Raw genomic sequence first — 14,184 nt, forward strand, 5'->3', positions numbered from 1 at the left:
GGCTGCTAGACGAACTCCCCACCGATTGGGTTAATTCGGAATAATTGGAAACTTTTCTTTGCTTCCGTACTCCCATGAGTGGGAGTTTATACCCCACCGATTGGGTTAATTCGGAATAATTGGAAACTTTACAACTATTATCTGTGACGTTTCATCGTCTGGCCCCACCGATTGGGTTAATTCGGAATAATTGGAAACTATTTTTTGACGACCCACCTAGTGGGATTTGTATCGCCCCCACCGATTGGGTTAATTCGGAATAATTGGAAACTTTTCATTCTGCTGACGGTTCGAATCCACGGACGTGGACTGTTGCCCCACCGATTGGGTTAATTCGGAATAATTGGAAACTTGAAAAAGTTGCAACAGAAAACTTTCGTTTTTGTCAGCCCCACCGATTGGGTTAATTCGGAATAATTGGAAACAAAATTTGTTCTCCAGTTTTGTCCTTTTGAAACGCAACCACCCCACCGATTGGGTTAATTCGGAATAATTGGAAACTTATAAAATCAAACCAAGTCCTAGTGGACTCTGTCTCCCCACCGATTGGGTTAATTCGGAATAATTGGAAACCGCATTTCATGAGTTCAGTCCTTAAGTGATTTTTACACGTAACTCCCCACCGATTGGGTTAATTCGGAATAATTGGAAACTGCACAATGCGACCAGACGAGATGAGTTGGCCCCCACCGATTGGGTTAATTCGGAATAATTAGAAAATCAAAAAATGATGCGTTTAATTTTCTTTTTTGCTGTTATTTGTTTATCTTGTTCTTGTTCAGCATTACTAGAAGAAGAAAAAACTCAAGAAGTGCGAATATATTGCACCAAAGACAATTTTTCCACAGTTAGTATCACCTGGAAACGTAATCGCGTAAAGCACAATAGTTTTGTAGACAACAATTGTTTCCTGAAAACTCCCTTCTCTGTTGGGGGATACCTAGTTTTTAATAGCTTAAAGTCTACCCAAAAAAAAGCTATTACAGTAGGTTATGTAAAAGCCAATAATGAAGGTGGTATTAATACAGTGGACTTTCGAGGACTTACAGAAGTAGAATTTGATAAAAAAAACCAACCCTTTGATTAATTGGAATAATTGGAAACAAAAAAGCCCCCATAATTATGAGGGCTTATTATTTTTTGCATTATCGAAATATGAAATTGAAAAATTGCGAAAATTAAACTCCTACTCTCTGCGACTGGAGCGACTCTGCGTGAGAAAAAATCATAAAAAAGATTGCCGTAACTCCTCCAAACTATTAGCTAAAACCACAGTTCGTAAAATCCCTTGTAACTGTGACAAATCATTAATCTGAGAAATTTGAGGCATTAACTCCAAAGCTTCATTGCCAAACTTCGCCTCCAAACTCGTCCGTATACTCGATATAATTCCCTGTACTTCTCCCCGTGCTTCTCCTTTTATTTCTCCCTCTTTAAGTATTTCCTGATACCAAGGCGACTCTCTTAAAACTGTCATATCCCACCTCATAATCTCTTTAATTAACGCACTTTCTAATACAAAAGTAGCAAAAAAGGCTAGAACTGTCTCCAGTTGATTTAAGTCGTCATCCCGACGTAAGATTTGCAATGCTTCCCTAATTGTAGACTCATTTCCTCCACCTTTGAGAATTGGCACAAAGGGAAGTAATGAAGGTAAAGATTGTTGAAAAGGAATACTTGCATCAACTTCCCACAAATTAATTACACGGTAATCTTGGGTTGCTGTTAATCCAGAAACATTAGATGTAAATTTCCTGGGTATTTCTACATCATTGGTTGGCAAAATATTAATCAGTACCGGATAAGTAGGTAATTGATATTTTTCTTCTGCTAGTGCTGCATAACAACGCATTCGTCTGGGCATTTTGGAGTTATAGCGCAATTGCAGTTCATTTAATACTAAAAATTCTCCATTTTCCGGACTGGTGGCACGGATTAATACATCACTTTCTCTACTTATCCATTGAAATTCACTGGATAAAATTTCCAGGGCTTTAATATCAGGAATATCTGTCACCCATCTTACCCAATTGTCTGGTGCAAGACTGATTAGTTTTTTGGTGCTGGTGTCTGCTGGTTTCGGCATTTTTCGAGATGCACTTTTGTTTAGATGTTAAGTAAGTCGGTATTAAAAACAGAGTTACATAACATAATAAGTACCCAAGCAAAATTAATTTAACATATTGAGTGAAAACAAAAACGTCTGTATTCCTTAGCTGTTCCCTGTTAAGAGTTCCCTGTTCCCTCTCCCAAATATAAAATTTATTTTGCACAACAGCTTACTTACCTTAACCATTTTTCCATAGGTTGGTTAGCTTGCTTCTTGTAGGGTACAAAGTGAAACCCAACGTCAACTCATAGTATTTGTTGGGTTGCGTTCCTTAACCCAACCTAAAAATCAAGATATTTTTGATTTAGGTACAGGTATTGATATTGAAGAAACTACAATTTAAGGATAGTTTCTGAAAATATCTTTGATTGTGGAGGCAGCCAAATTGACTACAAAATCACCTGCACAACCATAACCCAATTCTTCTCTCATTTTGTTAGTTACTTCATTAATTGCCATATCTACAGTTAAACCTTTCAGATTATTACCTTGAAGTATTGAAGAAACTGCTGTAACTCCGCGAGAAGATATATCAGGGTTAATATTTTTTCCCTCCAGACCACATATAATAACAGTCTCAGCTAAAGCAATTGCAAAATTCATGGCAGGAGTTACATGATTTGCATAAAAATGATATTGAGATGATTGTGAACCATAATTGACTATTTTAATATAGGCATATCTGTTTTGGGAAATCATTGATGTAGTCACTAACTCTGTCGCAATTCCCGTCTTTTCTCCTTTATTTAATAATTGCCAACCTCTGGTATTGTCATAGACATAAATATCAAAATCTGATTGACGACTGTGATTTTTTAGTGTGAAAACACCAAAGCTAAAAGCAGGAATCTTATATTTGTAATAAGCAACGCCTTGGGATTGGAGAGTTTGATAAAAATACGTATCATTTTCATGTTCAAACTCTGTAAATTCTTGCGCTTTTGCCATTCCTGGAGAAGCTAAAAATAGGCCGATTGCTGTAATCCCTGCAAGTAATTTCTTCATTTTTTTATGTCCTTAAAGTTAGGATAATTAATCAAGATATTCCAGTTAAGACTGTTATCTAGATGTGATATTTTTTTGTCTACACTAGAAATAACACTGATGAAAATGAAGAACAATACATAAGATGCGAACGACCAAATCTTTATCTAAGTAGGGGTTGCTGAAAAAGTCTTGTCGTGAAGACAGGGAACAGGGAACAGGGAACAGAGAAGAGATTTTGGGATATTTTACTTTTCGTTACATACTTCGTTTTTTTCTGTTCACCTACTCATATAAATCTCAGGATTGACACACAACCTACTCTTCCCTTCTGTCATTGCGACGCAAGGAAGCAATCTCCCACTAGGTTTTTCGTCGTTCGCATGAAATAAGGTTGATATCTAAGTTATGTATGTAACACTTGGTACTGTGAGAGTTTGATTGAGGATGAACACATAAGCCTTGTTAAGTTACGTATTGTTACATAGATAAAGAAAATCAGTTATTTTGGGTAGCTTTTAAGTTGCTCATTATACGATTGTTTAGTGCCAGCTATTGTATAGCTGTAGTCCAAATAGTTAGGAGATAATCCATTGTTGTAACGATTGTTAAGGGTAAAGCAAAATCCAAATCCCTACGAATTACAGCATATTTGATTTGAATAAGGTACACTTTTAGCGGGTAAGATACCCATCCCACAAGGTTTTTATGATTCTGATTTGTACCTCATTTACCTCAAAACGGCTGTACGATGTTTAAGTTCTAATCTCGGTAGTTGTGGCTATAGGTCAAATTATTTACATTTTGAAATAAAAGTATGATTGATGAAACAAAAGACATATACACAGCTATTACCTTTGCACCTGTACAGGGATTTATCGAAAAATCACGGAAGTTGCGGGATTTATATGGTGCGTCGGAACTTCTTTCTTATTTAAGTAAAAAAATAATTGATGCTGCAAAGGAAATACCTGGTGTAGAAGAAGTGATTTCACCTGGTAGTCCTAATATTGAACAGGGAACACCTAATCGGATTCTTCTCAAAGGTAATTTCCCAGAAAAGCAAGTAAGAGACACTATTTTATTAGCTTGGAAACAAGTAATTGACCACTGTAAACAATGGCTAAATGATAATCTACGACATTTGGGGCCTTATTATTGGGATGATGACTGGAATCGTTGGGCTAATCATAGTTGGGAAATATTTTGGGCGCAAGCAGATTCTCCTACATCTGTAATGAGAGAATTAGAAAATAATAAACTTGCTCGTGATTGGATGGCGATCAATTGGATTGGTGAAAGTTCCAGTCTGACAGGTACTGATGGGATAGCATTTCCGGGATTGGGTGGAATAGAACGCAACCCCATGAATATTAGTTATAGAGATGAAAAAGAAAAAATTGAAGAATTTTATACAGAACTAGCAAAAATAACCGAAAGCACGACAACACCAGAAGTTGAAGGTAAATTTATTGACCCAAAGGAAAAACTGAGTATTCCTGAACTGACTAAACGTTTAGTCACTCATCCCGATATTGCTAAACGTTTTGGGATGTCTTCTTTAACTAAAGGATTTCAGGAAATCCAGCGTAAACCAGAACCAGAAACAAATACACCTGGACAGTGGACAGGTTGGTTTATGGGGGATGGAGATAAAGTTGGAAAACATCTCCAAACTATTGCAGAAACTCAAGGTGACATTGGACTGAAACTATTTAGCGAAGCAATGCGGAATTGGGGACATGATTTTACCGACAATTTCACTAATAATGTTCCCAAAATAAGGGGACGAGTTATTTATGCGGGAGGTGATGATTTTCTGGGAGTTATTTACAGTCCTAAACCGGAAAAACCAGAATATCGAATTCCTGCTTTTACTGCTTATGAGTGGTTGATGACATTGAATGAGAGATGGGAACAACACCAACAACCGATAACTCTCAGTGTAGGATTTGTCTGGGTTGCGGGGAGTGTTCCTCAACGAGATGTATTACAACATTGTCGGGAAGCTGAAAAATTAGCAAAATCTCTGGGACGCGATCGCATTACAATTCGAGTTTTATTCAACAGTGGTCAATATGTGCAATGGACTTGTCCTTGGAACTATTTGCATATTTTGAAAAAATACCAAGACAGAAATGGTAATACCTACGAAAAGTGGGAAAGTAGTGGTAGAAATGAAAAATATAAACCCAATTGGAATCATATTTATAGCGATTTATCTCAACTAAAAGCCCGTCATGCTATTGATTTGAACATTGATGTTAAATCTCAAGGAGGCAAAGTTAATGACATATATGATATCGCTATAGCTTTGTTTAATATTTATTTTGACCAAGGCGATTTTTTAACAATGAATGCCTTACATATTGTTAATAATGATTCATCTTTAGAGATAGTTTCTTGGATTAATGATTTAATTAATGTAGGTTGGAAATTATGTACAGATATTTAATAATTATTAATCCTCTCGGATTTCTGTATGGTAGTGCAGGTGCATTTTTATCACCAGACAATTTAGTAGGACGTTCTGGAGCGAAATTTCCTCCTGATGCTTATACATTATCTGGTTTGTTTTTTGCTGCTAATAAAACCGAACCTTTTATTGACCATGAAGAATTAAAAAAATTACACATTGCTGGGCCTTTTTGGGCAGAATTAAATAATCCTGAATATTTTTATCTTCCCATTCCTTGGACGAAAATTATTAATCAAGAAGAAAACCAAACAGATGAATGGGAAATTCGTGATGGTCAATGGTATCGTTCTGAAGAAACAAAAGATATAAAACCAGATTCTCGCTGGCAGACTATTAATTATTGGGAAGATTCAGCCGCAGAAATTCTCAGCAATGGTGGTACTTCTAAAGACCCTTGGAAATATACATCCATATTACATCCAAAATTAACTAAAACTGAACGTTGTGTTCAAGAAGAGGGTGGATTATTTCTAGAAAACTCTGTCCAAATGGGCTATTCTACAGGAGATAATGCAGATCAAGAAACCTGTTTAGTTTATTTATCAACCCATGAAATACCTGACGGTTGGTATTGTTTTGGAGGAGAAAATCATCTCGTAGAAATTAACTCAATGAAACTTCCTGATGACAGTTGGATATTACAGTTATTAAAACAAAAAATTCAACGTAGCTGTGCATTAATTACACCAGGAGTATGGGGTTCAACGCGGTTTTCCCGTCGTTATCCAGATCCCGAACATACAACATTTCCCGAACCCAGTCATATTCTCACTGATAGACCTTCTCCCTACCGTTACCGTGTCGGAGACAACAAAGGAAAAGGACGTTTAGGAAGAGGTCGTTATGCAGTTCCAGCAGGTACAGTTTACGTATTTGACGAACCTTTAAATAAATCTTGGTGGGGAGATAGAAAAGAACCAGGATTTCCTGATGAATTAGAATTTATCAATGAATCAGGATTTCCCAATGAATGGTTTCCCAATGAAGGATTTTATCTCAAACAATTGGGATGTGGTTTATGTTTACCGTTAGATATTACAGGAGTTGATTAAAATTCCAACATTTTCCCAATAAATTTGATTGGAATTTCAGATTTATTCATTTAACCCCATTAATTATCAAAAACCAGAAGGAAATAATTTCATGTATCATCAAGCTTACGGCATAATTAAAACCTTAGCACCACTTCATGTAGGAGCAACAGCAGGAGAAGAAAGGGGAAATTTAAACTTAATTTTCCGCGATCAATTTACCCAAACTGGGATTATTCCTGGTAGTTCAATTCGGGGAAGATTGCGTGCGGAAATGCGGCAAAATCATGAAGGAAATGAACAACAAGTGAAGAAATGGTACGGGAATGATATACCAGATCGTAACGAAGTTGATACAGTAGACCGCACTTTTTCTGACCGCACAACAGAGTCATTAGTAAAGTTTGAATATGCTTCCATTGTTTGGTTACCGGTGTTTTGTCCTGGACAACCAATAGTTTGGGTAAGTTGTCCTCGTTTACTTAAACGTTATAGAAGGATAACTAAACAAGAAAATCTGATCATACCGGAAAAATATACGCGATCGCAATCTCTCACACCCCTACCAAATAACAAACTGTTCTTCAATTTTGGTTTTTTAACCATTGAGGGTAATACTGACTTATCTCATTGGTTTCCAGATAATGAAGAATTACCCGCAGTTGTAGTTGGGGATGATGAAATCTCTATGATTCATGATATGGCATTATATCGTCAAAGTCGTGTTGCTTTAGAGAAAGACCAAAAACGTAATGCTGAAAAAGCTTTTTTTGGAGTGGAAGCATTACCAGAAGAAACTATTTTAGCCTTTCCGATTGGTTTGAAAAAAGATAAAGATGGCGAACAGTGGCAACCTTTTCCTGAGCAAAAAAACAAAGATGATATTTATTTAGGAGGACTAGAATCCGTTGGATTTGGGCATTGTGAAATGTCATTATTCAATATTCGTGTCAATAATAAAGTTACCACAAAATAGGGAATTGATATATGGCTTTTGAAAATTTTAGTCTTGATAAAATTGCTCACGATTTAGTTTATGAATACCGCAATGACGACAAAGAAACTGTCAATCAAGTTCATAAAATGCGGACTACTGTAGCTTATGGATTGGAAAGATTTTGGGGAGAACATCTGCGGTTAAACGGGAGAAAATCTACATATTGGGAAGACACTTGGAATAAACTTGTGGAAATTATGGGAGAAGCTGAGATTACAGTTCCTAATAATCCCCAAGATTTATGGAACTCAGAAGTATTTCCCCCTAAATATCGCAAGGTGACATTAGCGATTTTAACCCAACTATGTGACTGTATGGTGTGGTGGACGCAGAGATACAAACCCACTCGCAATAACGAAACTGAAGACAATAATTAGGAGAATCAGAACATGAGTGATAGTGACTTAGTACCTTTGATGTATCAGGCCCAGATTAAGGATAGGGGCAAAATTCAGTATGCTGGAGACCCAAAACCTGCAACAGAATGGGTTGATGAATGGTTAGATGGATGTCCTCCTAACTCCAATCATCAAGAAAATAATGTCAATATTCGTCAAGCTGCACTGCAAAGAAAACCTCAAAAAAGAGGGAATTTTACATACAAAATGCCACAACTGGTTACAGGAGATAACACTTGGGAAGAGACTTACACAATTAACTGGCGTTTAGTTACCAATTCGGGACAAGATGAAGATGTAATCCGTCCTGTAATTGGTGCAAAAGGTATACCCTACTATCCAGGTTCGAGTATGAAAGGTGCATTCCTGCGTGCTTGTTTGCAAATTGCACCCGATAAAGTTCTGGATTTTTGTGGTGGAGAAGTAGAAGAAATCAAAGCTGGTAAAAAAGTCAAAAGAACTAAACCAGGAAGTTTACGTTTTCATGGTGGTTATCCTGTAGATATGTCCTGGGGGAAAGAGAGAAAACGTCTAGTAGATGTTGTTCATTCTCAAGAAAAACGCCAAGTTATGGAAAATGTAAATAGTAGTGCTAATGTGCAAATATCGCTGTATAAAACTAAGTTTAAATTTGGTATTTCTAGCACTAAAAATGATATTGATTGGCAGCTAGTACAACAAATTTGGGAACGTGCATTATCTCAAGGAATAGGTTCAAGAACTAGCGCAGGTTACGGAAGATTTAAAAATATTGCTGATCATAATCAGGTGGTTTTATCAGTTAATCTTCGGGGTCAGGGACTGACTTCTACATTACTGACATCAGATGACAGAGGTAATAAAATCCCTGAATTTCGTCCGAATATGTTTAAAGCTGCATTACGTGGACATACTTTGCGGTTACTAGCAGGGGTGACAGATGCAACCACAACCCAAAGATTAACCAAAGAATTGTGGGGTGGATTTCCAGAAGGTAATGGAGAAAGTGGATCAATTGTGGGTAAATTTGGGGTGGATTTTCAAGCTGAAAGTATAGTTTTTGGAGAACATAAATATTCTCATAATGGTAGAAGAACTAGACCTATGTCTGTCTACAATTTAAAATCGGGAAGTCTAGATATTTTCGCTGTCAAATCTTATTCGGAACAAGACAGGGAATTTTTAAATCTTTTAATTAAATTTTCTCTATTACTAGGTGGTTTTGGGAAATCATGGCGACGAATTCATCACGATTTATTTTATCAATCATATTTTCGGAATGATGATAAACCGATGATTGGTTGTCATTGGTTATTTGGCAAACCATCAAAATCAGTAGACTATTGTATTACAGCACCTAGAGGAGAATTAGATAATATTCAGGCTTTTTTAGCAAGTATTCCCAATACAGTCAGAAATTGCTTTAATTTACCAAATCAAGATAATCATGTAAATAATTGGCGGGAAATTTGGCATCCGCAAAAAGTCCAAGTTTGGGGAAGAATTGCTGAAGATAAAAATGATAGTCAAGCGGTGGAATGGTTTCATCGAGATAACTTTATCAAGAAAACAGAATTAACTGGGATTATAGGAAAATATAGTAAAGTTAGTAGAATTTGGCATAGAATGTATCCTCTTTACGTGAAAATAGATGGTAAATTAATCCATAGAAAAAATGAGAGAGGTAATTATCAATATGTTGAATTATTAACTATATTTACTCCTGATAATTTACCCAAAGCTAGGGAGTTTCTAGATTTCTTAAATAGGCGCGATAATGATTTTATTAAATTATGGGGAGGGAATTAAATTATTTCCAGGAGTCGAACATCTGAAAATTAAATATCAATAAATCTATACAAGGTGAAAAACATGAATATCTGGATTGTAACTACAGGAAATAGTGACGTTCAAATCAAAGATAAGACTACGCTTAAAACTAAATGGAACACATTATTCTATCCAGAAGGTAGAAAAGGATTAGAAAAAGATCATGGGTTTCAACTTACTAAAAAAGAAGAAAATGCTAACTTTACAGTTCCAGCTAGAGTAATGGGTGTAATTTGTGGTAATCAACTAGAGAATAATAAGCTCAATAAAGATATTTACCAAGATTTATGTTTTCCCCTTCTCGATGCTTTTTCTCAAAAACTACAAGGTAAAGATCAACCAGACAGAATTATTGTTATTCTCACAAATCAAGAATCTGCTTATCAAAAACCAGAAAAAAAATCCCCCTATTGGAAAGATACTTGTACCTTAAAACCGATATTAAACAAGTATTTTAAAGATAGATTTTCTAAAATCAAGGAAGTTAAGTATTTAGAACTTGCACCCCAATCAAAAGATGAAGGTTTAGATAATTGGGATCAAGCTCTCAAGTTAGTTCAACAAGAATTATCAACTTTAGAATTTAAACCTCTTGATAAAATATACGTGAGTCATCAAGCTGGAACACCTGCAATTTCTTCTGCAATTCAATTTGTTAGTCTTTCACAATTTGGAAAACGGGTTAAATTTCTGGTGTCGAATGAATATGAACCAGAGAATACCCGATTTATTACTAGTTCTAAGTATTTACGGGGTATTCAACTTCAAGAAGCAAAAGTTTTATTAAAACGTTTTGACTATTGTGGTGTGGAAAGTTTATTAAAACCTTATTGGTTGGATTCTGCAACTCCCCAAGAACAAAAACTGAGAGATTTACTGAAAATAGCTATTCAATGGAATTTTGCAAATTTTGATGAGTTTGCAAAAGGTTTAGGAGAAGTAGCACAAGAACGTCTAAAAACTTGGTGGTGGACTGGCTATGAAGCAGCTTATTTAGCTGTGGTAAGATTGGAACAAGGTAACACGGTGGAAGCATTATTTCATAGTTTTAGAGCAGTGGAAGGTTTAATTTGTAAGTGGGCTGAATACAAGTACAAAAATCATATTCAATATAAATCAGATGGTTCACCAGCAATTAAAGTTAGTATATTAAGAGATTTACCAGATTATATCAATCGTCTTTATCGCAATATGCAAGATAAGTTAAACAAAGAAGGTAAGCTTGGTCTTTTTAGTGAATCACTTTATCAGTTATTACAAACAGCAAAACCAGAATGTCAAAATCCTACTCATGTTATGAGTATAGTGTGGGGTAAAGCGAGAGATAACAGGAATCCTCTATTTCATAGATTATTAGGTTTGCAGGAGCAAGAGGTTTTTGAAGCTTGGGATACTAAAAATAAAGATGCTTGGAAAAAAAAGGTATTAAGTTGTTTAAATTTTGTTGCTGAACAAGAATTTACTTCTTTACAAAAAGCTAGTCTTATGTATCAATTACATCAAGATTTAAACCAAGCTTTAACTGATTATGAGTTACAAGCTTTTAGCGATTTGAATGTTTAAGTAATTTGAATTTGCTATCCTCTGATTTATGGATATTTCATCGCTAATGATATCACCTAATCTCCAACATTGAAACAATTTTGGTCTATAAATTTCCCAGCATGGACATCGAGGAGATAGAAGCAATGTTTGGATTAAGCGACTTAAAGCAAACACGAGTATACCAACAAGCCTTTGCAGAAGGAGAACTTAAAGGTGAGCAGAAAGGAGAGCTTAGAGGAGAACAGAAAGGAGAACTTAGAGGAAAACTACTAGCAGTACCAGCAATGTTAGCTGCTGGTTTGAGTGTAGAACAAATAGCACAGGCTTTAAGTTTATCTGTAGATGAGGTTAAACAAGCTGCACAGCTATAATTTTTTAGTTGATTATGGCATACTTTCAAGGATATCACCTAACAACACTACCTAAAACTGCGCGAACCAGGGGGTGTATTTATCGAACGCTTGTTATATTACCTGTAAAGGCTTATCAGCTATGGCTTTGGAGGTCTTTAGAAAAAAATGAGGTTCGCGCAAACTCTGTAATCCATACCAGAAAAGGTTTTGAGGTGATTTTTATGAAGGGAGGACTTGACAAGCGATCGCCGAAACGGTACTTTTTAATTTCGTTGGCGCAAACTGGTGTTGAAAGTCTTGTCTGTCAAGCTCTCTAGACCCCAGTCTCCACTAACCATGTGGGGACGCATAATTGGAAACTTCCATTTATCGGAGGGCAAGAGAATGATACAGTTGTCTCCACTAACCATGTGGGGACGCATAATTGGAAACTTGCTGCTTGTGCTTTGGACATAGTTAGATTCATTCCTGAAGTCTCCACTAACCATGTGGGGACGCATAATTGGAAACGATTCAATTTGCTGTTTGATGTCAGCATCAGATTGGTCTCCACTAACCATGTGGGGACGCATAATTGGAAACCACTTAAATTAGAAATATCCAATAAATCATTATATTGTCTCCACTAACCATGTGGGGACGCATAATTGGAAACATCAAGAAACTGACTGGTTTAGCTTAGAGGCTTGTCTCCACTAACCATGTGGGGACGCATAATTGGAAACAAACAAAAGTACCACTACTTGCCACAAAACCAGAAGCAATGTCTCCACTAACCATGTGGGGACGCATAATTGGAAACATTAGCGCGGGAATTTTGGGGTTTAAAGGTTGGGTCTCCACTAACCATGTGGGGACGCATAATTGGAAACGAACCAAATCAAGAGCGACATTTACTATTTAGGTCTCCACTAACCATGTGGGGACGCATAATTGGAAACGTTTTAGTTGCTGGTGGATGTTTGCGATCGCCCCAGTCTCCACTAACCATGTGGGGACGCATAATTGGAAACAGGTAAAATGAATATTTTTATTATTCTTATATATAATGTCTCCACTAACCATGTGGGGACGCATAATTGGAAACCACCAGTTTTTCCTTGAGGGGCAGATTCCTGTACCTCTAGTCTCCACTAACCATGTGGGGACGCATAATTGGAAACTAACTAAACCAAACTCTCTACCAGCTTTTGCCCCCAGTCTCCACTAACCATGTGGGGACGCATAATTGGAAACAGGAAAATTCGTCAATCGCACCACAAATGAACTATTTTCCAAACTTGCCAATAATAATAATCGAGACAGAATAAATTCGATTACACAGCAGAGGGAATTTCTCATGTATTTACCCGAATTATTCCCCCATTTTTTAGTTCTTCAGAGATTAGTAGATGGTTCTCTTAACCAAAGCCAAAATTTAATTACAGCGATGCGAAGGTGGATTTTAATTAATTGGTTTTATAGAGACATAAACCAAAATTGCCAGTGCGATCGCTATAATGGTATAACTTTCAATCAATGGAGCGAATACTTTTTTAATCAAGACCTATTACATCTACAACCAGAATTTCAATCTGGACATCCTCTCAGTCGTTTATTAGAGAAAAATGACGAAATATTCAAACCCCATCATCTCCTCTGTCCCTGTTATAAAACAACTGTAGATTGGTTGCGGTTTTATCATATTAATGTTGATGACTGGCTGGGAGATTTACAAAATAATATTTATCTTTCCCCACAAACAGTTAATGCAGCAGTGGAAGAGGCAATATATGGCATCAGTAAAGATATTGATGCTTTAGAATTAGCTGAGAATTTAGATTCTCTACGGGGTTATGAAGGTATCAGTGCTGCTAGATATTTTCCTGCTTTTGGAGAATTAATTACTAACCGTAATTTTGAATTTTCTCTCCGCAATCGTCAACCACCTAAAGACCCTATAAATTCTCTATTAAGTTTTGGTTATACACTGTTGTTGAACAATGTCATGAGTTTTATTGTTGCTGAAGGACTTTCACCCTATATCGGTAATTTTCACTATGGAGAAAGACAAAAGTCTTATTTAGCCTTTGATTTAATGGAGGAGTTTCGGTCAATTATTGTGGATAGTTTGGTCATGAATATAATTAATCATTCTGTGTTTAAACCCCATGACTTTGATTTTGTAGAAAGTACAGAAGGAGTATATCTCAATCAATCTTCACGGCGGGTTTTTCTGCAAAAGTTTGAAGCGAGAATGAATGAAGAAACATCCCACCCTGATTTACAATCTAAAATTACATACCGTCATGCAATTCAGTTACAAGTCAGAAGATATAAACGTCATTTATTATCAAATATTCCCTATGCAGCATTTTTAAGACCTGCATGATTTGTGTTGCAATCACTTAAAAATCGTTGAATTTTCAGCAAAATCCTGTAGGGGTTTAGCGATGCTAAACCCTATATTTGAACTTGAAAACAAAAATTGCAATATTG

At 36.2% G+C, this 14,184-nt stretch carries 10 protein-coding genes, 1 pseudogene and 2 CRISPR repeat arrays; of the genes and pseudogenes, 9 read left to right on the top strand and 2 right to left on the bottom strand.

The genetic code is table 11. From position 1 onward, the window contains the following. Positions 1-16 precede the first annotated feature (16 nt). A CRISPR array of direct repeats spans positions 17-721; the repeat unit is 36 nt; unit sequence CCCCACCGATTGGGTTAATTCGGAATAATTGGAAAC. 6 nt (positions 722-727) lie between these two features. Continuing rightward, positions 728-1,087, top strand: a complete 360-nt coding sequence (locus WJM97_RS23330; protein ID WP_353933268.1) for a hypothetical protein — start codon at positions 728-730, stop codon at positions 1,085-1,087. 138 nt (positions 1,088-1,225) lie between these two features. On the opposite strand, the gene WJM97_RS23335 is transcribed toward WJM97_RS23330, so the two are convergent. Continuing rightward, positions 1,226-2,086 carry an Rpn family recombination-promoting nuclease/putative transposase gene (locus tag WJM97_RS23335; RefSeq protein ID WP_353933269.1) on the bottom strand — a complete coding sequence of 287 codons (861 nt, stop codon included), beginning with the start codon at positions 2,084-2,086 and terminating at the stop codon, positions 1,226-1,228. 363 nt (positions 2,087-2,449) lie between these two features. Further along, positions 2,450-3,115, bottom strand: coding sequence for a hypothetical protein (locus WJM97_RS23340; RefSeq protein WP_353933270.1), 666 nt, complete (start codon positions 3,113-3,115; stop codon positions 2,450-2,452). Between the two features lie 796 nt (positions 3,116-3,911). Between WJM97_RS23340 and WJM97_RS23345 the strand changes: the two genes are divergently transcribed. The 8 genes and pseudogenes from WJM97_RS23345 to cas1 all read left to right on the top strand — a co-directional run bounded on the left by WJM97_RS23345 (position 3,912) and on the right by cas1 (position 14,077). Beyond that, a complete protein-coding gene (locus WJM97_RS23345) occupies positions 3,912-5,549 on the top strand; it encodes a type III-B CRISPR-associated protein Cas10/Cmr2 (protein ID WP_353933271.1) in 1,638 nt (545 codons plus the stop codon). Then, positions 5,534-6,625, top strand: coding sequence for a CRISPR-associated protein (locus WJM97_RS23350; protein WP_353933272.1), 1,092 nt, complete (start codon positions 5,534-5,536; stop codon positions 6,623-6,625). The genes WJM97_RS23345 and WJM97_RS23350 overlap by 16 nt, the downstream gene beginning before the upstream one ends. A 91-nt stretch (positions 6,626-6,716) precedes the next feature. Further along, complete coding sequence (locus WJM97_RS23355) at positions 6,717-7,580, top strand: RAMP superfamily CRISPR-associated protein (RefSeq protein ID WP_353933273.1); 864 nt, start codon at positions 6,717-6,719, stop codon at positions 7,578-7,580. A gap of 11 nt (positions 7,581-7,591) precedes the next feature. Then, entirely contained in the window at positions 7,592-7,978 is a 387-nt protein-coding gene (locus WJM97_RS23360; protein WP_353933274.1) for a hypothetical protein, read from the top strand. Between the two features lie 12 nt (positions 7,979-7,990). Then, positions 7,991-9,787: an RAMP superfamily CRISPR-associated protein gene (locus WJM97_RS23365; RefSeq protein WP_353933275.1), complete on the top strand. Its 1,797-nt coding sequence runs from the start codon at positions 7,991-7,993 to the stop codon at positions 9,785-9,787. 63 nt (positions 9,788-9,850) lie between these two features. After that, a complete protein-coding gene (locus tag WJM97_RS23370) occupies positions 9,851-11,371 on the top strand; it encodes a hypothetical protein (RefSeq protein WP_353933276.1) in 1,521 nt (506 codons plus the stop codon). Positions 11,372-11,427: 56 nt separating this feature from the next. Beyond that, positions 11,428-11,724 (top strand): annotated as a pseudogene (locus tag WJM97_RS23375) (Rpn family recombination-promoting nuclease/putative transposase); the annotation flags it as partial. Positions 11,725-12,029: 305 nt separating this feature from the next. Further along, positions 12,030-12,942: a CRISPR direct-repeat array (repeat unit 37 nt; unit sequence GTCTCCACTAACCATGTGGGGACGCATAATTGGAAAC). A 103-nt stretch (positions 12,943-13,045) separates the two neighbouring features. Beyond that, positions 13,046-14,077 (top strand): CRISPR-associated endonuclease Cas1, encoded by a 1,032-nt coding sequence (gene cas1 / locus WJM97_RS23380; RefSeq protein WP_353933277.1) that lies wholly within the window; start codon positions 13,046-13,048, stop codon positions 14,075-14,077. Positions 14,078-14,184 lie beyond the last annotated feature (107 nt).

It is taken from the genome of Okeanomitos corallinicola TIOX110 (assembly GCF_038050375.1).
In the GTDB taxonomy this organism is placed as follows: domain Bacteria; phylum Cyanobacteriota; class Cyanobacteriia; order Cyanobacteriales; family Nostocaceae; genus Okeanomitos; species Okeanomitos corallinicola.